Origin of the sequence: Sphingomonas sp. CFBP9019 (assembly GCF_034045155.1) — a bacterium.
Lineage (GTDB): Bacteria > Pseudomonadota > Alphaproteobacteria > Sphingomonadales > Sphingomonadaceae > Sphingomonas > Sphingomonas aerolata.
In genome coordinates this window covers 248,706-265,990 of the sequence record NZ_JAXCWK010000002.1, presented here as the reverse complement: position 1 = coordinate 265,990, position 17,285 = coordinate 248,706, and the positions used below count along the sequence as shown (strand labels likewise).

Genomic DNA, 17,285 nt, shown 5'->3' with positions numbered 1-17,285 from the left:
GGGCTCAACCGTAGTTGCGGTTCGCAAGCGCCCGTTTGAGGAGATAGATTTCGATGTCGAACATGCGCCCCCTGTATATTGGCCTGGGCACCACCGGTCTCGTCGCGCTCGCGCTCGCCGCGTGCAGCAGCGGCAACAGCGACCTTGGCACACCGACCGCGCCGCCCCCCGCCAACCCCGCACTGGCGACGCCCAACGGGCCGATCGCCGTCGCCAACCCGACCGTCGGCGGCGTGCCGATGATCGCGACGCGGACGATCGTCGACAATGCCTCCGCTGCGCCCAATCTCGCAACGCTGGTCACCGCGCTAAAGGCTGCGGACCTGACCGCGACGCTGTCCGGGACCGGGCCGTTCACCGTTTTCGCACCGACCGACGCCGCGTTCGGCCGGCTCGCGCCCGACATGGTCCAGACGTTGCTCAAGCCCGAGAACAAGGCATCGCTGGCGAAAGTGCTCACCTATCACGTCGTGCCAGGCGACATCACCGCTGCGGATCTGAAGGCGCGTGTCGCGGCGGGTGGCGGCACCGCCGCACTGACGACTGTCGAAGGTGATGCAATCACGGTGACCCTCGTCGGAGATATCATCGCACTCACCGACGTCAACGGTAACAAAAGTTATATTGAGACCGCCGATGTGCGTCAGTCGAACGGCATTGTTCATGTCGTCAACGGGGTAATCGTACCCCGCTTGTCTTGAGCGAGGTGTGGCAGCGTGCCAACACTTCGTCGCGTCAACGGCGCACTTGGTCCTGTTGGCGCGTCCGTAACTTGGCAAACCGCCGCGTGACTCCATACGTTCTATCGCAGAATTTATTTCACGATTGTTTCAGCTAGGAGAAATCCATGATCACCAAGACCCCTCTCGTCCTTGCCGCAACGCTTTTCGCGGCCGCACCGGCAATCGCGCAGGTCGCGCCGAGCGGCACGACGCCCGCACAGACCGCGCCAACTGGCACGGCGCCCGCGCAGACCCCGATGCAGACCCCTGCACAGGCTGGTACCGCCGCACCGATGGCCGGCGCTCCAGCGGCACCCACCGCGGCACAGCCTGCAGCGACCGCGACGATCGCGGCAGCGCTGCCGACGCTTCCAAACCGCGCGACGCTCGCCAAGCTGGTGACTGCAGCCGGCCTCGGCACGACGCTTGCGGGCCCCGGCCCTTTCACCGTTTTCGCACCGAGCGATGAGGCATTCACGCGGCTTCCCGCCGGCGCGCTCGACACGCTGATGAAGCCGGAGGCGAAGCCCACGCTGGCGACGATCCTGAAGTATCACGTCGTCGCAGGCGCCGTGACGTCGGATCAGCTGAAGGCGCAGATCACGTCGGGTGGCGGCAAGGCCGTCCTCACGACGCTGGCCGGCCAGCCGCTGACGGCATCGGTGGGTCCGAACGGCAATATCGAACTTACGGACGTTGCCGGCAGCAAGGCCTATGTCGACACGGCAGATGTCAAGGCTACCAACGGTGTCGTCCATCTTACCAACGGCATGAGCGTTCCCAAGATCGGCTAACGCCGTCTAGGAGGTCCAGCGCGCGGCGGCGTCCTTGTCGGCGTCGCGCGCTTCGACCCAGCTGGCCTGTGTGCCGCGGGTCTCGCGTTTCCAGAACGGCGCATCGGTCTTCAACCGATCGATCAGATAGGAACAGGCCTCGAGCGACGCCGCACGGTGTGCAGACGCCGCCGCCACGAAGACGATCCGTTCACCCGGATGCATCGGCCCGACCCGGTGGACGATCGTCACCGCACTCAGCCCCCAACGCTCGATGGCACCCGTCGCCACCTTGGTGAGCGCAGCCTCGGTCGCACCGGGATAATGTTCCAGTTCGAGCGTCTCGACGCCGTCATCTGCGCGCACGAGACCAGTGAACGTCGCCACCGCGCCCGCGCCGCGTTCGCCGGCAGTTTCGGCCTGAGTGATCTCCGCCAGCACATCGATCGGCGCGGTCTGGACGATGATCCGGATCATCCGCCCGTCACCGGAGGGAAGAGTGCGATCTCGCGCGCGCCGGCGATCGGGGTATCGATCGGCACGAACGCCTGATCAAGGGCGGCGCGCAGCCGGGCGGGATCGGCAAAGGCGGCGGCATGGCCCGGGCTGGACAGCGCGAGCCAGTCGACCAGTTCGGCGATCGTGGTCACCGATGCGGGCGGATCGACGCGTTCCTCGCCCGTCCCGATCCGTTCGCGGACCCACGCAAAATACACCATCGTCACCGTCATGCGCTCAATCCATATGCTTCAGGCCGACGCGCAGGTAATCCCAGCCCGTCACCAGCGTCAGGACCGCAGCCCCCCAGAGCGCGGCGAGCCCGACGCCGTGCACCCACGGCATATCGGGCAGCGCGCCGGCGAGAATCAGTCCGCCCAGCGCGACCAGCTGCAACGTCGTCTTCCATTTCGCGAGCTGCGAGACGGGCACGGACACCTGCACCTGCGCCAGGAATTCGCGCAGGCCCGACACCGCGATCTCGCGGAGCAGGATGACGAGCGCGGCGATCACATGGACGCCCGCAATATCGCGCGTGCCGACCAGGATCAGGATGACCGCGGCGACCATGATCTTGTCCGCGATCGGATCGAGGAAGATCCCGAGGCGCGAGACCGCACCGTTCGACCGCGCAAGATAGCCGTCAAAATAATCGGTGATGCCCATCAGGCAGTAGAGCGCGAAGGCAATGCCGTAGCCGGCCGCCCAGCCGGGCCACCACAGAAAGCCGACGAGAAGGGGTACCGCGACAATGCGCGACAGCGTCAGAAGGTTGGGCAGGGTCCACACCCCGTCTTCCCTACTCCGGTCATGCCCTTGGCGAAACCGGGTTTTACCGATCGCGGCCGACTAATGTGCGGCCAGGCCGAACGCCGGACCGTGCCGCGGGCCCTCGTCCGGATCCCGTACGCGGACACCCGGCCGACGCGGGCGGCGCTAAACCATTGGCCTACTGCCCCCGCTGGGCTAAGGCCGCGGCAGTCTTATTGCCACGATCAGGGCCTTTTCTCGCATGCGCAACGCACTCGGGTTGCTGAAGCAACGACGCTTCCTGCCCCTGTTCACGACACAGTTTCTGGGCGCCTTCAACGACAATCTGTTCAAGACGTCGATGGTGTTGTTCGCGACCTATGCGATCTTCAACGATCCGCGGATGGAGGCGAATTTCAACGCACTCGCCACCGGAATTGCGATCATTCCCTTCTTCCTGCTCTCGGCACTCGCCGGGCAACTCGCGGACAGCCATGACAAGGCGCGGATCATCCGGCTCGTGAAAAGCGCGGAGATCGGCATCATGGCGCTGGGCGCGGCGGGGCTGATGGTGGCGCGCAGCGGCCATTCGACGATCGGCCTCGGGCTGATGCTCGGGGCGGTGCTGTGCCTGGGGGTGCATTCGACGTTCTTCGGGCCGATCAAATACGCGATCCTGCCGCAGCATCTGCCGCCATGCGACGTGCTCGGCGGCACCGGGCTGGTCGAGGCCGGTACCTATCTGGCGATCCTGATGGGGACGATCACCGCCGGGTTCATGACCGATCATATCGAGCGCGCGGCGATCGCGGTGCTGGCGATCGCGGTGATCGGCTGGTTCGCGGGTCGCCAGGTGCCGCCGGCGCCGCGCGAAGGGCCGCCGCTGGTGCTCAACTACAACCCGTTCACCGCGTCGTGGCGGCTGATCAGCGCGACGATGCATATCCCGCGGCTGTTCCTGGCGATCTGCGCGATCAGCTTCTTCTGGACGATCGGCGCGGTGCTGATCGTGATCTTCCCGCCGCTGGTCAAGAACGTGCTGACCGCCGACGAGCGGGTCGCCAGCTTCGTGATCGCGGTGTTTTCGATCGGCGTCGCGATCGGTTCGGTGGTGATCAACACGATGCTCAAGGGCCGGATCTCGGCGCGCTACGCACCCGCCTCGGTGATCGCGATGGGCGGATTCGTCGTCATCTTCTCGGTCCTGGTGCGGACCTGGACCCCGGCGGCGCCGGGCCAGTTCTACGATTGGGCCGGGTTCCTGGCACAGCCGCGCGCCTGGCCGGTGCTCGGCACCCTGATGATGATCGCGATCACCGGCGGGATGTTCGTCGTCCCGCTCTACGCCTTCCTGACGACGACGGTCGAAAAGGATCAGACCGCGCGGACGGTGGCGGCGAACAACGTCGTCAATTCGGGCGCGATGACGATCGGGTCGATCGCGGTCATCGGCATCACGATGGCGGGCGTGACACCCGAGGACCTGCTGTTCCTGGTCGCCGGCATGTGCCTGGTATCCGCCTGGATCGCCCAGAAACTGCACCGCGCCTGCGACGACGATGCCGAAACCTGCCTGCCCGTGATCAGAAAATGAAGCTGTAGAAGCAGGTGAAGAAGGCCGCGAAGCTCAGCACGAACAGCTTGACGTCCTGATCGTCGCGCCCGCCCGGCGCAGCGATCACGGGCGGGGGCAGCGTCCGTCGAAACGGGTGGCGCGCGGCTTCGTTGGTCAGGACTAGGCGTCGGGTCATGGCGACCGGTTAACGCGGTGTTTACCTTTTCGACCAGCGACAAAATCGTCCCGTTTTAACCCGTCCGCGAATGGGACAGAATTCAGGAGTTTCGACATGCTGCGATACGCCGTCCTTGCCACCCTGTTGGGCAGCACCCCGCTTGCCGCGCAAGAGGTTCCACCGGTGCCAGCGCCTGTCACCGGGCCCGCAGATGCGTCGTCATCGGTGCCCGCTGCGACGCCGCGCCCCGCGACTATTGGCGTGACGCTGACCACCAGCCTCGGCCCGATCGTGCTCGAACTCGAGAAAGAACGCGCACCGATCACCACCGCGAATTTCCTGCGCTATGTCGACGCGCGCAAGCTCGACGGCACGACCTTCTATCGCGCGCTGCGGCTGGGGCCTGATACGGGACTGATCCAGGGCGGGATCGAGGGCAATCCCAAGCGGGCCTTCCCGCCGATCGCGCACGAGCCGACCAGCAAGACCGGCGTGCTCCACACCGACGGCACGATTTCGCTCGCACGGCTGGCGCCGGGGACCGGGCGCGCCGACGTCTTCATCACCGTCGGCGCGATCCCCTTCCTCGACGCACATCCCGAGAAGCCGGGCGACAATACCGGCTTTGCCGCGTTCGGGCACGTCGTCCAGGGCATGGACATCGTCCGCGGCATCCTTGCCGCGCCTACCTCGCCGACCAAGGGCGAAGGCGTGATGAAGGGCCAGATGATCGCCGCGCCGATCCGCATCCTGACCGCCCGGCGGACGTCGCCCGCGACACGGTGACGCCCGTCGTAAAGGGTAACGGATCGGGGTTAAGTAACGGACTTAAAACCATTTTGGGCTAGTCCGCGGTGATGCAGACGCGACATGCCGTAATCCCCCGCCCCTTGCCAGCGGTGGAAGCCGCGCCAGGCACCGGATCGATGCCCCCCAACGTCTTGCTGGCGATCGCGATGACCGCGGTCGCCGACGGCGTCGTGGTCTTCGACGCGGCGGAGCGGATCGCGCTGGTCAATCCGCGCGTGGCGGCGCTGTTCCGCTTCGACCCGGACCGCGTCATGATCGGCATGGACATGGCGAGCTTTCTCGGGGTCGTCGGCACCGCCGTCGGCTGGTCCGCGGCACGGATCGCGACCGTGGTCGACAATCATCGTCGCTGGCAGGCCCGGCAGGAAAGCGTCGATATCGATCATCATTTCGACGACGGGACGATCCTGCATATCAATTTCGCCCCGCTGCCCGGGCACTGCGCGGTGATCACCTACCGCGACGTCACGGTCGAGCGACGGCTAACCGACGTCGTCGCGGCGCAAGCCGCGCAGGCGGAACGGTTCCGCGAGGAGATCGCCACCGTCGTCACCGAAGCCGATGCCGCGGCGGCGGAGAGCCAGGCGATGGGCCGCGCGGGCGAAGCCGAACTCGAACTGATCGTCCGCGATTTGGGCGACGTCGTCGTCGCCGCGCAGCAATCCACCGCCGCGATGCAGGATGCCGCACAGACCTCGGCGATGATGGCCGGCATGATCGACACGGTCGTCGACCAGGTCCGCCACACCAGCAGCGCCGCCGGCGGCGCGATGGCGCATGCGCACGAGACGGTCGCGCTGTCTCAGGGGTTGTCGGACCATGCCGGATCGATCGGCTCGATCCTCGACATCATCCGCGCGGTCGCCCGGCAGACCGGTCTGGTCGCGCTCAACGCCGCGATCGAGGCGGCGCGCAGCGGAGAGGCCGGGCGCGGCTTCGCGGTGGTCGCAGCCGAGGTGAAGACGCTTGCCACGCAGACGTCCGATGCGGTCGCGCGAATCGAACCGCAGATCTCGGCGATGCAGATCGCGACGCGCGACGTCGTCGCCGCGAATCGCGCGATCGTGCACGACATCGCCGATATCCAGACCCGCGCGGTCATCGTGACCGACACCGCACATAGTCAGAGCGAGCGCATCCTCGCGATCACCGCCGCGATCGACGAAACCGCGCTCACCGCGCGCGCGATGACCGACAGCGTCGAGCATCTCGAAGTCCGAAACCAGCGCTTCATCAGCCTGGCCCGGCGGATCGGCCAGCAGCTCGAATCCGTACACGCACTGACCCATGGTCTCAGCGTCGCCACCGAGACCTTCCAGGCGACCTATTGACGCCCGTCACCGCACAACGGCAGTACGACCCGCTGCGGGGTATCCATCATAAATAAGGGACCGCGACCGCGTCGCGTATCAACGAGAATGGTGGAGCCGAGGGGGATCGAACCCCTGACCTTTCGCATGCCATGCGAACGCTCTCCCAGCTGAGCTACGGCCCCATTCCCGTTGGGAGGCGGCTCACTAACCGGAGCCGCCCGGGTTGGCAAGCGGCGTAAACGCCGCCTGCCAGATTTCTTTATCTCAACGCTCGTGCTCGTCCTGCGGCGTCTCGACGCCAAGGTCGTCGTCGCCGCCCAGATCGACTTCGTCGTCCGCGGACGGCTCTTCGTCCTCGCCGGTGATCGAGGCGATATCCTCTTCCTCGTCACCCTCGAGATCCGCATCGGGCTTCTTGGTGTCGGGCTTGGCGACCTCGAACGGCAGCGGCTGCTTCGACTTCAGGATCGGCTCGGGCTCCCACGCATACCCGCATTCGATGCAGGTGACGGGGTCGGCCTTTTCGAGGTCGTAGAAACGCGTCGCGCATTTCGGACACGAACGCTTCGTGCCCCATTCCGGCTTGATCATGCCGATAGAACCTTTCGAATGGATAGATTGTGGGGGATGCCCCCGCAAAGTGGGCGCGCCTTGCCATAGCGCAAGGCCACTGTCAAAAGCCCGGCCCCATGACACACCCCCTCCCCCAACCGCTGGACGTCGTCGCGCGCGGTCCGTTGACCGGTTCGATCGCGGTCCCCGGCGACAAGTCGATCAGCCACCGCGCGCTGATGTTCGCGAGCCTCGCGGTCGGGACCAGCCGGATCACCGGCCTGCTGGAGGGCGAGGACGTGCTCGCCACCGCGGCGGCGATGCGCGCGATGGGCGCGACGATCGAGCGGCAGGACGACGGCATCTGGGTCGTCGACGGCGTCGGTGTCGGCGGGCTGCTCCAGCCCGAGACCGCGCTGGAGATGGGCAATTCGGGCACCTCGACGCGGCTGCTGATGGGGCTGGTGTCGAGCCACCCGATCACCTGCACCTTCACCGGTGACGCCTCGCTGTCGGGACGACCGATGGGCCGCGTGATCGAGCCGCTGTCGCAGATGGGCGCGGACATCACCGCGTCGCCCGGCGGCAAGCTGCCGCTGATGGTGCGCGGGATCTGCCCCGCGGTGCCGATCACCTACACGTTGCCGGTCGCGTCGGCGCAGGTGAAGTCGGCGATCCTGCTGGCGGGGCTCAACACGCCCGGCATCACCACGGTGATCGAGCCGGTCGCGACGCGCGATCACAGCGAGCGGATGCTGACCGGGTTCGGCGCGCAGCTGACCGTCGAGGAAACGGACCAAGGCCGCGTGATCTCGATCACCGGCGAGGCGGAGCTGACCCCGCAGGATATCGTCGTGCCGGGCGATCCGTCGTCCTCAGCCTTCTGGCTGGTCGCGGCGTCGATCGTGCCGGGGTCGGACATCGTCGTGCGCAATGTCGGGCTGAACCCGACACGGATCGGCATCGTCACGGCGCTGCGCATGATGGGCGCGGACATCACCGAGCTCGATCCGCGGACCGTCGGCGGCGAGCCCGTCGCCGACCTGCGCGTCCGCCATGCCGCGCTGACCGCGATCGAGGTGCCGGCCGATCTCGCGCCGAGCATGATCGACGAATATCCGGTGCTGTTCGTCGCCGCGGCGTTTGCGTCCGGCACGACCGTCGCCAGGGGCGCGCACGAGCTGCGGGTGAAGGAATCGGACCGGATCACGACGATGCGGATCGCGCTCGAGGCGTGCGGCGTGACGTGCGAGGAATTCGAAGACGGCATGGCGATCACGGGTTCGGGCGGGGCGGCGATTCGCGGTGGCGCTCGGGTCGCCTCGAAACTCGATCATCGCATCGCAATGAGCATGGTGGTGGCTGGACTTGGCAGCGCCGAGCCCATCACGATCGACGACATATCGCCGGTGGCGACGAGCTATCCCGTGTTCTTCCGGTCGCTCGACGAATTAACGGGTCGGGCGACCGGCCAGGGGAATTAAGATGATCATCGCAGTCGACGGTCCGGCGGCATCGGGCAAGGGCACGATCGCGCGCGCCCTGGCGAAGCATTACGGCCTCCCCTATCTCGATACCGGCTTGCTCTACCGCGCGGTCGCGCTGAACGTGGCGCGGATGGGGCTGGACCCCGAACAGGAAGCCGATGCGGTTGCCGCATGCGACTTCGACGATGCGGTGATGACGGACCCGGCGCTGCGCGACGACGATGTCGGGGCGATGGCCTCGATCGTGTCCGCACATCCGCTGGTCCGCGCGGCGCTGATGCAGCGGCAGAAGCGGTTTGCCGCGCAGGCGGGTGGCGCGATCCTCGACGGGCGCGATATCGGCACGGTCATCGCGCCCGATGCGGATGCCAAGCTGTTCGTGAAGGCGACCCCGAACATCCGCGCGCAGCGGCGCCATGCGGAACTGCAAGCACGTGGCGGCACGGCGAGCAAGGACCGCGTGCTGGCGGACATCCGGGCGCGGGATGCGCGCGACAGCGGCCGCTCGATCGCACCGCTGGTGATGGCGGCGGACGCGGCGTTGCTCGATACGAGCTTCCTGTCGATCGAAGCGTCGGTGCAGCGCGCGGTGGCGCTGGTCGAGGCGCAGCGGGCGAAGAAGGCGGGTTAGACCTCTCGCTCACCAAGAGGGGAAAACCACCCCGGCGAAGGCCGGGGCCCAGTCGGAAAGGTCGCAGTAACGGAGCGCTGCCCTTGGTTAGCGACGTCCCCCAACTGGGCCCAGGCCTTCGCCGGGGTGGCTTTTGGTTGGGCTAGTGTACCGTAAAACAACGCTGTTTCCCCGCGAAGGCGGGGACCCAGACTAGGCTCCCGCCTTTGCGGGAGAACAAGGAGGCGCTCAGACGCCCGTTACAAAGCCGTCGCCAGCGTAATCGCCCCCAGCACCACCCCCGGGAAGTTCGCCACCGCGATCGGCCAGTCGCGCTTCGGCTTCAGCACGCCATACGCCACCCACAGCCCGCAATTGACCATCGTTGCGAACGGCTGGACCACCGATCCCTTCTGACCGGCCAGGTTCAGCATGATCTGGTCGATATACGACAGGTACATCACGATCGCCGTCGCCGTGGCGATCCAGCCCAGCACGAGAATGCCGCGTTCGCTCAAATCTTCGCTCCTGTTGTGAGCCGCCCCTAACGCTGCAGCGGCGAACTTGCTCCGAGACGGGGTTTCCGCTACACAGGAGCGTCCGGCGAGCGATGCTCGTGGAGGAAGGCGCGGAGACCTTTGAGTCTCACGCGCCGTTTTCGCATTCAGCGTCTACATCCTCTGCGCCTCGTGCCGTCCGGATGCCGTGCCGGCGTTCGGTCGTCGCGGCAACGAAGGCCAAGACCAGCGGATCCAACCGCTTGGCCGGAAACAGACTAGGATTACTGAATTCTATGGCAACCCAGGTAATGCCGTCGCGCGACGATTTCGCCGCGATGCTGAACGAGACGCTCGGCGACGCCGACAGCTTCGAGGGCCGCGTGGTGCATGGCACCGTGACCGGCATCGAGAACGACATGGCCGTCATCGACGTCGGTCTGAAGTCGGAAGGCCGCGTGCCGCTTCGCGAATTCGCAGCGCCGGGCCAGAAGGCTGACCTGAAGGTCGGCGACGAAGTCGAAGTCTATGTCGACCGCGTCGAGAACGTCCATGGCGAAGCGATGCTCAGCCGCGATCGTGCGCGCCGCGAAGCCGCATGGGACAAGCTGGAAACCGAATTCTCGAAGACGACCCGCGTCGAGGGCGTGATCTTCGGCCGCGTGAAGGGTGGCTTCACCGTCGACCTGAACGGCGCCGTCGCGTTCCTGCCGGGCTCGCAGGTCGACATCCGCCCCGTGCGCGACGTCACCCCGCTGATGGACATCCCCCAGCCCTTCCAGATCCTGAAGATGGACCGCAAGCGCGGCAACATCGTCGTGTCGCGTCGCGCGGTTCTCGAAGAGACGCGTGCAGAGCAGCGTTCGGGCCTGATCCTCAGCCTCGCCGAGGGCCAGATCATCGACGGCGTCGTCAAGAACATCACCGATTATGGTGCGTTCGTTGACCTCGGCGGCATCGACGGCCTGCTGCACGTCACCGATCTCAGCTACAAGCGCGTCGGTCACCCGAGCGAAGTCCTGAACATCGGCGACACCGTCAAGGTGCAGATCATCCGCATCAACAAGGACACCCAGCGCATCAGCCTCGGCATGAAGCAGCTGGAGAGCGATCCCTGGGATGGCGCGATGGTCAAGTATCCGGTCGGCGCGAAGCTCACCGGCCGCGTCACGAACATCACCGAATATGGTGCGTTCGTCGAGCTGGAAGCGGGCATCGAAGGCCTGGTCCACGTGTCGGAAATGTCCTGGACGAAGAAGAACGTCCATCCGGGCAAGATCGTCAGCACTTCGCAGGAAGTCGACGTCATGGTCCTCGAAGTCGATTCCGAGAAGCGTCGCATCTCGCTCGGCCTCAAGCAGGCTCAGGCCAATCCTTGGGAGGCCTTCGCTGCCGCGCATCCGATCGGCTCGACCGTTGAGGGCGAAGTCAAGAACGCGACCGAATTCGGTCTGTTCATCGGCCTCGACAACGACGTCGACGGCATGGTCCACATGTCCGACATCGCCTGGGGCGTTTCGGGCGAGGACGCGCTCAACCTGCATCGCAAGGGTGAGACCGTCGAGGCCGTCGTGCTCGACATCGACGCCGAGAAGGAGCGTATCTCGCTCGGCATGAAGCAGCTCGAGCGCGGCGGGCCTTCGGCCGGCGGCATCGCAGCAGCAGGCGACAAGCTGAACAAGAACGCGATCGTCACGGTCACCGTTCTCGAAGTCCGCGACGCGGGCCTCGAAGTTCAGCAGGGCGACGATGGCGCGACCGGCTTCATCAAGCGCACGGATCTGGGTCGCGATCGCGACGAGCAGCGTCCGGAGCGTTTCCAGGTCGGCCAGAAGTTCGACGCGATGGTGACGGGCTTCGATCGTTCGAAGAAGCCGACCTTCTCGATCAAGGCGATGCAGATCTCCGAAGAGAAGCAGGCCGTCGCTCAGTATGGTTCGTCGGACTCCGGCGCGACCCTCGGCAACATCCTGGGCGAGGCTCTCAAGGCCCGCACGGAAGCCGAAAAGAAGTAAGCGAATTGGGACCGGGATGCTCGATGCATTTCGGTCCCTTTTGCTTTTGGCTTGAAACTCATTTGGTGCTATCGCCCCAATTACTGACCTAAATCAGTATTATCACATATGGGCGGGGGCTCGTTACCATGATCAGATCTGAGCTTGTTCAAAAACTGACGGATGCGCATCCGGACCTGGAGCCGCGCGAGGTCGAATTGATCGTCTCGTGTTTCTTCGACGAGATCTCGAAGCGGCTGGCCGCCGACGGCCGGGTCGAACTGCGCGGCTTCGGCGCATTTTCCACGCGCGCGCGCGATGCGAGGACCGGACGCAATCCCCGGACCGGCGAAGTCGTCGCCGTCGACGCCAAACGCGTCCCCTATTTCAAGCCCGGCAAGGAAATGCGCTCGCGTCTTAACGTCGATTGAGCGGCACCTGCGGGTCCAACATGGGTTGACCCTGCGCTCGACCTCGTCTTTCTGACTCCCGTGTGCGGACGTGGCGAAACCGGTAGACGCAGGAGACTTAAAATCTCCCTCCCCTGGAGTGCGGGTTCGAGTCCCGCCGTCCGCACCATCACGCTTGCCTGTGCCGCCGCGCTGCTCTTCGCACCGGCGGCCTGCAACCGGCGCCGCGACTCGGGGGCTGTCGTCGTCAGCGCGATCGGTGGGGTGCCTGCTGCCGCGGATGCCCGCCGGGGCCCGATCGACCTCCCCTCGCGCCTGTTGATCGATTCGACGGCGCAGGGGCTGGTCCGGTTCGATGCCGCCGGCCAGATCGAGCCTGGCCTCGCCGAACGCTGGATCGTCATCGATGATGGCATGAGCTATATCTTCCGCCTGCGCGAAGCCACGTGGAGCGACGGTAGCCGCATCACCGCGGATCAGATCGTCGCGATGCTCAAACGCCAGATCGTGCCGGCATCGCGCAATCCGCTCGCCCCCTTTCTCAGCGCGGTCGACGAGATCGTCGTGATGACGCCGCAGGTGATCGAGGTCCGGTTGTCGCGACCGCGTCCCGACCTGCTCAAGCTGTTCGCACAGCCCGAACTCGCGTTGCTACGTCTGCGGCCGACCGGCGGCAGCGGCCCGTTCCGCATCGCCCAGCCCGGCGCCGCGCCGCTGCTGCGCCCGGTCTATGACCTCAACCGCGCCGACCCCGAAGACCAGCTCGAGATGCAGCCGGAACGTGACGTCCGCCTGATCGGCGAGCGTGCGGCACGGGCGATCGCGCGGTTTGCGCATCGCGACTCGGATCTGGTGAGCGGCGGCAGCTTCGCCGACTGGCCGCTTCTCGCGACGGCCGATATCGCCCCCGCCGCGATCCGGGTCGACCCTGCGGTCGGGTTGTTCGGGCTCGCGATCGTCTCGCGGACGGGCTTCCTTGCCGAGGCAGCGAACCGCGCGGCAATCTCGCAGGCGATCGATCGCAGCGCGCTGACCGCCGCGATCGCCCCCAATTGGGAGGCGGCCGACCGCATCCTCGCCGAACCGCTCGACTCCGCCGGGCTCCCGCAGGTGCCGTCATGGACGCTGCTGAACCAGGACGAGCGCCGCGCAGGTGCCCGGTTACGGGTCGCGACGTGGCGCGAGCAGGCGCAGAGCGGGCCGATCGCGATGCGGATCGCGCTGCCCGCCGGATCCGGCGCGACGATCCTCTACGCGCATGTCGCAGCCGCCCTGCTCCGGATCGGCATCCTGCCCGAGCGCGTCGCGATCGACGCCCCCGCCGATCTGCGGCTGATCGATCTGGTGGCGCCCTATGACAGCGCGCGCTGGTATCTGGCGAACGCGTGCATCGTCTGCAGCGCCCCCGCGCAGGCGGCGCTCGACGCCGCGCGTGCCGCGCCGACGCTCGCCGAACGCAGCCAGCGGATTGCGGCGGCCGATGCCGCGCTGAACGAGGACGTGCCCTTCATTCCGCTCGCACGGCCGCTCCGCTGGTCGCTGGTCGCGACGCGGCTGCAGCAGTGGCAGCCGAACAGCCGCGCGTGGCACCCGTTGAACAGGCTTCGTCCCGACACCAAGTGAGTCGCATGACCAACAATGCCACTCGCATCGATCCCGCCACGCTGGCCAGCAGCTTCGCGATCGGTCAGGACCCGGCCTCGGTCCGCGCCCGGGTCGAGGCGCTGGAGCGCATTCTGGAACGCGCGTTCATGGTCCCCGGGATCAACCGCCCGATCGGGCTCGACGCGATCGTCGGGCTCATCCCCGTCGTCGGCGACCTGATCGGTGCACTGATGGGGAGCTGGCTCGTCTGGGAGGCGCGCAACCTCGGCATGTCGAAGTTCCAGCTTGCCCGGATGATGGGCAATGTCGGGTTCGACGCAGCGCTCGGGCTGGTGCCGTTCGTCGGCGACGCCGCGGATTTCATGTTCCGATCGAACACGCGCAACCTGCGGATCATCAAGCGTCACCTCGACAAGCACCACCCCTCGACCGTCACGCTGGCCGGCTGAGTGCGGGTCAGGTCTCGCCGCGCCAGATCCTGATCGGCGTGCCCTGCGTGACCCCGCCTGCGTGCGCGGGGCAGCGCTTGTAACGGAAGGCCGTGTCGAGACAGATCCATAGCTCGTCGAGCCAGCCCTGCTTGGTCGTCGTAACCCGCATCATTGCCGCGTTAAGACCGGGATTGACCTTCGCCATCGCCGTGGCGAACTGCCCGGCGGTCAGCGGGCTTCGCGACAGAGTGTCCATGTCGGGATAGCGCAGCTTGGCGTAGAGGCTGCTCGACTGGCGGAAATAGCGTGCGGGCTGATAGCCCGGCATGCAGGTCCCGTGCTTGGCCCATTCATGCTGGATCAGCTGCGCCGACGGCGTCGTGCAGAGCTGACGCTTGATCACCGCCTGCGGGACGATGGCGGTCGCGCGGCAATATTGCGGCCAGGTCTTGCCCGCGCCGTCGGGCCACAGGCCGTGGAGCGTGAAGCCGAACCGGTTGCCCGCCCCGCACTGGAACCGGGCGCTCGGCTGGTCGCCTTTCTCGCGGCAATATTGCGGGGCCCAGGTGATGGCGAGCGTATAGCTCGCGATCGGCAGGATCCGCGCAGGTTCGCGCGTGGACGGCAGGTCGGGGCGGACGCGGTCGATGCCGCCGATGGGCGCCGAACAGCTATAGGCCTGCGCCGCGGCAATGCCCGGCACCGACAGCCCAGCGACGATGATCATGCCCGCGAGCCGGTTCATCCGCGTCATGCCTCGATCTCCTCCTCGGCATCGTCATCGATGCCGCGGTCCGCGACCTCGTCGAACCAGGCGCGCGCTCGGGGCCGGAACAGCAGGACGATCGGCAGGATCGTCAGCACGAGCTGCGCGATCGTCAGCATCCCGATCAGCCCTGTCGCAAGCACCCCCGTCGCGACCTGCAGCATCACCCCAGCGGCGCCGAGTACCGTCAGCGCGACGAGCAGCCACAGGGCAACCCGGCTACCCCTGCGCGTCGTAAGGATCAGCAGCAGCAGCGACAGTCCGACGCCGAACGCCGTCACCCCTGCCGCCAGTGCAAAGCCGCCCTGCGCAACCGCGGCATCCCAGGTCAGCACGCTGACCGCGATCAGCAGACCGATCGAGGCGAGATACAGCCATTCGGCCAATATAACGGATTTGGGACGCATCTTCACCCTGTTCATTTCGCGATCATGTCGTGGCGGCACGATACCGCGTCTCTACCCACGCGCCAGTCCCCGCGCGCCAATCAAAGCGTCGCGAAATCGAGCCCGATATCGGCGGCGGGCGCGGACTGGGTCAGCCGTCCGACCGAGACATAGGTGACCCCGCTCTCGGCGATCGCGCGGATCGTGTCGAGCGACACGCCGCCCGATGCTTCGGTCGGCACGCGGCCATCGACCAGCGCGACCGCACCGCGGAGAATCTCGGGTGGCATGTTGTCGAGCAGCAGATGCGTTGCCCCCGCCGCCAGCGCGGGCTCGATCTGGTCGACACGGTCGACCTCGACGATGATCTGCGCGATGCCCGCATCCCTCGCCCGACGCACCGCCTCGCCGACGTCGCCGGCGACCGCGACGTGATTGTCCTTGATCATCGCCGCATCCCACAGCCCCATGCGGTGGTTCTGCGCACCGCCCATGCGGGTCGCGTATTTTTCGAGCACGCGCAGCCCGGGGATGGTCTTGCGCGTGTCGAGCAGGATGGCGCCGGTGCCCTGCATCCGATCGACATAGGCCTGCGTCATCGTCGCCACACCCGACAGGTGCTGGACGGTGTTCAGCGCGGACCGCTCGGCGGTCAGCATCGCGCGCGCGCGGCCCTCGATCCGCATCAGCTCGGTACCCGCAGCGACCGCCTGCCCGTCCTCCACGAGATGCTCGATCCGGACCTCGGGATCGAGCGCGCGGAAGAACGCATCGGCGAGGGCGAGGCCTGCGACGGTGATCGCGTCGCGGCTGTCCATCACCCCGGCAAAGCGCGCCTCGGCGGGGATCACCGCCGCAGAGGTGATGTCGCCGATCGTGCCCAGATCCTCGGCCAGCGTCGCAGCGACGAACCTATCGATGTCGAAGCCCGCCAGCGCTGCGCTCACGAACGCGTCCCGCTGGTCTGCGCCGGGCCGAGATCGCCCATCCCGACCGTGCCCGAGGCCATCGCCAGCATCGTATCGAGGCTCTTCTTCGCCTGGAGCCGCAGCCCCTCCTCGATCTCGATCCGCGGCGACAGATCGCGCAGCGCAACGTACAGCTTCTCCATCGTGTTGAGCGCCATGTACGGGCAGATATTGCAGTTACAGTTACCGTCGGCGCCGGGCGCACCGATGAAGCGCTTGTTCGGCAACGCCTTTTCCATCTGGTGGATGATATGCGGCTCGGTCGCGACGATCAGCGTGTCGCCGGGCATCGCGATCGCATAGTCGAGGATGCCGCGCGTCGACCCGATATAATCGGCATGGTCGAGGATGATCGGCGGGCATTCGGGATGTGCGACGATCGGCGCGCCCGGATTGGCGGCCTTGAGCTTGAGCAGCTCGCTTTCGCTGAACGCCTCGTGGACGATGCACACGCCCGGCCACAACAGCATCTCGCGCCCGGTCTTGCGGACCAGATAGCCGCCGAGATTGCGGTCTGGGCCGAAGATGATCTTCTGGTCCGCGGGCAGCTGCGACAGGATCTTCTCGGCCGACGAGGACGTCACGATGATGTCGGACAGCGCCTTCACCTCGGTCGAGCAGTTGATGTACGTCAGCGCGATGTGATCGGGATGCTTGGCGCGGAACGCCGCGAACTGTTCGGGGGGACAGCTGTCCTCGAGGCTGCAGCCGGCATCCATGTCGGGCAGCACGACGATCTTGTCGGGCGACAGGATCTTGGCGGTCTCCGCCATGAACCGCACGCCGCAGAACGCGATGACATCCGCCTCTGTCGCCGCCGCCTTGCGCGACAGGTCGAGGCTGTCGCCGACGAAATCGGCAATGTCCTGCAATTCGGGCTTCTGGTAATAATGCGCGAGGATGATCGCGTTCTTCTCCTTGCGGAGCCGCTCGATCTCGCCGCGAATGTCGATGCCCGCAAAATTCTGGTGGAGTTCCAT

21 protein-coding genes and 2 tRNA genes are annotated in these 17,285 nt (G+C 66.5%); 12 read left to right on the top strand and 11 right to left on the bottom strand.

Annotated elements, in window-relative coordinates; all coding sequences use genetic code 11:
- Positions 1-53: 53 nt before the first annotated feature.
- Together SOM18_RS05265 and SOM18_RS05260 are read left to right on the top strand one after the other, a co-directional pair.
- On the top strand, positions 54-701 hold the full coding sequence (locus tag SOM18_RS05265) for a fasciclin domain-containing protein (RefSeq protein WP_320481429.1): 648 nt from the start codon (positions 54-56) through the stop codon (positions 699-701).
- Positions 702-847: 146 nt separating this feature from the next.
- Complete coding sequence (locus tag SOM18_RS05260; RefSeq protein ID WP_320481428.1) at positions 848-1,516, top strand: fasciclin domain-containing protein; 669 nt, start codon at positions 848-850, stop codon at positions 1,514-1,516.
- Between the two features lie 6 nt (positions 1,517-1,522).
- On the opposite strand, the gene SOM18_RS05255 is transcribed toward SOM18_RS05260, so the two are convergent.
- Genes SOM18_RS05255 through pgsA form a run of 3 tightly spaced genes read right to left on the bottom strand, consistent with a single transcriptional unit; the run spans position 1,523 to position 2,782 of the window.
- Positions 1,523-1,972, bottom strand: coding sequence for a molybdenum cofactor biosynthesis protein MoaE (locus tag SOM18_RS05255; RefSeq protein ID WP_320481427.1), 450 nt, complete (start codon positions 1,970-1,972; stop codon positions 1,523-1,525).
- Positions 1,969-2,226: a molybdopterin converting factor subunit 1 gene (gene moaD / locus SOM18_RS05250; protein ID WP_031395844.1), complete on the bottom strand. Its 258-nt coding sequence runs from the start codon at positions 2,224-2,226 to the stop codon at positions 1,969-1,971. The genes SOM18_RS05255 and moaD overlap by 4 nt, the downstream gene beginning before the upstream one ends.
- A 4-nt stretch (positions 2,227-2,230) precedes the next feature.
- A complete protein-coding gene (pgsA, locus tag SOM18_RS05245; RefSeq protein WP_031395843.1) occupies positions 2,231-2,782 on the bottom strand; it encodes a CDP-diacylglycerol--glycerol-3-phosphate 3-phosphatidyltransferase in 552 nt (183 codons plus the stop codon).
- 223 nt (positions 2,783-3,005) lie between these two features.
- Here pgsA and SOM18_RS05240 point away from each other — a divergent pair, with 223 nt between their 5' ends.
- Positions 3,006-4,337 (top strand): MFS transporter, encoded by a 1,332-nt coding sequence (locus SOM18_RS05240; RefSeq protein WP_042467616.1) that lies wholly within the window; start codon positions 3,006-3,008, stop codon positions 4,335-4,337.
- Here SOM18_RS05240 and SOM18_RS05235 read toward each other — a convergent pair.
- Positions 4,327-4,494, bottom strand: coding sequence for a hypothetical protein (locus SOM18_RS05235; RefSeq protein WP_168427553.1), 168 nt, complete (start codon positions 4,492-4,494; stop codon positions 4,327-4,329). The two genes, SOM18_RS05240 and SOM18_RS05235, sit on opposite strands and share 11 nt — an antisense overlap.
- A 96-nt stretch (positions 4,495-4,590) precedes the next feature.
- Here SOM18_RS05235 and SOM18_RS05230 point away from each other — a divergent pair, with 96 nt between their 5' ends.
- Positions 4,591-5,262 carry a peptidylprolyl isomerase gene (locus SOM18_RS05230; protein ID WP_320481426.1) on the top strand — a complete coding sequence of 224 codons (672 nt, stop codon included), beginning with the start codon at positions 4,591-4,593 and terminating at the stop codon, positions 5,260-5,262.
- 140 nt (positions 5,263-5,402) lie between these two features.
- Positions 5,403-6,617: a methyl-accepting chemotaxis protein gene (locus tag SOM18_RS05225; protein ID WP_052380993.1), complete on the top strand. Its 1,215-nt coding sequence runs from the start codon at positions 5,403-5,405 to the stop codon at positions 6,615-6,617.
- Positions 6,618-6,705: 88 nt separating this feature from the next.
- Here SOM18_RS05225 and SOM18_RS05220 read toward each other — a convergent pair.
- Positions 6,706-6,781, bottom strand: a tRNA-Ala gene (locus SOM18_RS05220).
- A gap of 82 nt (positions 6,782-6,863) precedes the next feature.
- A complete protein-coding gene (locus SOM18_RS05215) occupies positions 6,864-7,190 on the bottom strand; it encodes a TIGR02300 family protein (RefSeq protein WP_031395784.1) in 327 nt (108 codons plus the stop codon).
- Positions 7,191-7,288: 98 nt separating this feature from the next.
- On the opposite strand from SOM18_RS05215, the gene aroA reads away from it, so the two are divergent.
- Together aroA and cmk are read left to right on the top strand one after the other, a co-directional pair.
- Positions 7,289-8,635 (top strand): 3-phosphoshikimate 1-carboxyvinyltransferase, encoded by a 1,347-nt coding sequence (aroA, locus tag SOM18_RS05210; protein ID WP_031441627.1) that lies wholly within the window; start codon positions 7,289-7,291, stop codon positions 8,633-8,635.
- A gap of 1 nt (position 8,636) precedes the next feature.
- Positions 8,637-9,269 (top strand): (d)CMP kinase, encoded by a 633-nt coding sequence (gene cmk / locus SOM18_RS05205; protein ID WP_031441626.1) that lies wholly within the window; start codon positions 8,637-8,639, stop codon positions 9,267-9,269.
- Between the two features lie 239 nt (positions 9,270-9,508).
- On the opposite strand, the gene SOM18_RS05200 is transcribed toward cmk, so the two are convergent.
- Positions 9,509-9,766: a SemiSWEET family transporter gene (locus SOM18_RS05200; RefSeq protein ID WP_031441625.1), complete on the bottom strand. Its 258-nt coding sequence runs from the start codon at positions 9,764-9,766 to the stop codon at positions 9,509-9,511.
- Positions 9,767-10,041: 275 nt separating this feature from the next.
- Here SOM18_RS05200 and rpsA point away from each other — a divergent pair, with 275 nt between their 5' ends.
- The 5 genes from rpsA (at position 10,042) to SOM18_RS05175 (ending at position 14,203) form a co-directional block, all read left to right on the top strand.
- On the top strand, positions 10,042-11,760 hold the full coding sequence (rpsA, locus tag SOM18_RS05195) for a 30S ribosomal protein S1 (protein ID WP_031393081.1): 1,719 nt from the start codon (positions 10,042-10,044) through the stop codon (positions 11,758-11,760).
- A 128-nt stretch (positions 11,761-11,888) separates the two neighbouring features.
- A complete protein-coding gene (locus SOM18_RS05190; RefSeq protein WP_031393082.1) occupies positions 11,889-12,170 on the top strand; it encodes an integration host factor subunit beta in 282 nt (93 codons plus the stop codon).
- Between the two features lie 64 nt (positions 12,171-12,234).
- Positions 12,235-12,318, top strand: a tRNA-Leu gene (locus tag SOM18_RS05185).
- 95 nt (positions 12,319-12,413) lie between these two features.
- Positions 12,414-13,772 (top strand): ABC transporter substrate-binding protein, encoded by a 1,359-nt coding sequence (locus SOM18_RS05180; RefSeq protein ID WP_320481425.1) that lies wholly within the window; start codon positions 12,414-12,416, stop codon positions 13,770-13,772.
- 5 nt (positions 13,773-13,777) lie between these two features.
- A complete protein-coding gene (locus SOM18_RS05175; protein WP_031395950.1) occupies positions 13,778-14,203 on the top strand; it encodes a DUF4112 domain-containing protein in 426 nt (141 codons plus the stop codon).
- Positions 14,204-14,210: 7 nt separating this feature from the next.
- Here SOM18_RS05175 and SOM18_RS05170 read toward each other — a convergent pair whose 3' ends face one another.
- From SOM18_RS05170 to nadA, 4 genes are all read right to left on the bottom strand, one after another.
- Entirely contained in the window at positions 14,211-14,930 is a 720-nt protein-coding gene (locus SOM18_RS05170) for a ribonuclease T2 family protein (protein WP_031441623.1), read from the bottom strand.
- 5 nt (positions 14,931-14,935) lie between these two features.
- Positions 14,936-15,358 carry a hypothetical protein gene (locus tag SOM18_RS05165; RefSeq protein WP_152555538.1) on the bottom strand — a complete coding sequence of 141 codons (423 nt, stop codon included), beginning with the start codon at positions 15,356-15,358 and terminating at the stop codon, positions 14,936-14,938.
- Positions 15,359-15,438: 80 nt separating this feature from the next.
- Positions 15,439-16,284 (bottom strand): carboxylating nicotinate-nucleotide diphosphorylase, encoded by an 846-nt coding sequence (gene nadC, locus SOM18_RS05160; protein WP_031441621.1) that lies wholly within the window; start codon positions 16,282-16,284, stop codon positions 15,439-15,441.
- Positions 16,281-17,285, bottom strand: a complete 1,005-nt coding sequence (nadA, locus tag SOM18_RS05155; RefSeq protein WP_031441620.1) for a quinolinate synthase NadA — start codon at positions 17,283-17,285, stop codon at positions 16,281-16,283. Before nadA ends, nadC begins: the two co-directional genes overlap by 4 nt.

What these genes read in the sequence shown, in the direction of transcription:
- SOM18_RS05235 (WP_168427553.1), bottom strand. Translation starts at nt 4,494, where the DNA reads ATGACCCGACGCCTAGTCCTGACCAACGAAGCCGCGCGCCACCCGTTT.
- SOM18_RS05260 (WP_320481428.1), top strand. Translation starts at nt 848, where the DNA reads ATGATCACCAAGACCCCTCTCGTCCTTGCCGCAACGCTTTTCGCGGCC.
- SOM18_RS05230 (WP_320481426.1), top strand. Translation starts at nt 4,591, where the DNA reads ATGCTGCGATACGCCGTCCTTGCCACCCTGTTGGGCAGCACCCCGCTT.
- cmk (WP_031441626.1), top strand. Translation starts at nt 8,637, where the DNA reads ATGATCATCGCAGTCGACGGTCCGGCGGCATCGGGCAAGGGCACGATC.
- SOM18_RS05170 (WP_031441623.1), bottom strand. Translation starts at nt 14,930, where the DNA reads ATGAACCGGCTCGCGGGCATGATCATCGTCGCTGGGCTGTCGGTGCCG.
- nadA (WP_031441620.1), bottom strand. Translation starts at nt 17,285, where the DNA reads ATGGAACTCCACCAGAATTTTGCGGGCATCGACATTCGCGGCGAGATC.
- SOM18_RS05190 (WP_031393082.1), top strand. Translation starts at nt 11,889, where the DNA reads ATGATCAGATCTGAGCTTGTTCAAAAACTGACGGATGCGCATCCGGAC.
- SOM18_RS05215 (WP_031395784.1), bottom strand. Translation starts at nt 7,190, where the DNA reads ATGATCAAGCCGGAATGGGGCACGAAGCGTTCGTGTCCGAAATGCGCG.
- SOM18_RS05255 (WP_320481427.1), bottom strand. Translation starts at nt 1,972, where the DNA reads ATGATCCGGATCATCGTCCAGACCGCGCCGATCGATGTGCTGGCGGAG.
- SOM18_RS05175 (WP_031395950.1), top strand. Translation starts at nt 13,778, where the DNA reads ATGACCAACAATGCCACTCGCATCGATCCCGCCACGCTGGCCAGCAGC.
- SOM18_RS05240 (WP_042467616.1), top strand. Translation starts at nt 3,006, where the DNA reads ATGCGCAACGCACTCGGGTTGCTGAAGCAACGACGCTTCCTGCCCCTG.
- moaD (WP_031395844.1), bottom strand. Translation starts at nt 2,226, where the DNA reads ATGACGGTGACGATGGTGTATTTTGCGTGGGTCCGCGAACGGATCGGG.
- SOM18_RS05165 (WP_152555538.1), bottom strand. Translation starts at nt 15,358, where the DNA reads ATGCGTCCCAAATCCGTTATATTGGCCGAATGGCTGTATCTCGCCTCG.
- rpsA (WP_031393081.1), top strand. Translation starts at nt 10,042, where the DNA reads ATGGCAACCCAGGTAATGCCGTCGCGCGACGATTTCGCCGCGATGCTG.
- aroA (WP_031441627.1), top strand. Translation starts at nt 7,289, where the DNA reads ATGACACACCCCCTCCCCCAACCGCTGGACGTCGTCGCGCGCGGTCCG.
- SOM18_RS05265 (WP_320481429.1), top strand. Translation starts at nt 54, where the DNA reads ATGTCGAACATGCGCCCCCTGTATATTGGCCTGGGCACCACCGGTCTC.
- SOM18_RS05225 (WP_052380993.1), top strand. Translation starts at nt 5,403, where the DNA reads ATGCCCCCCAACGTCTTGCTGGCGATCGCGATGACCGCGGTCGCCGAC.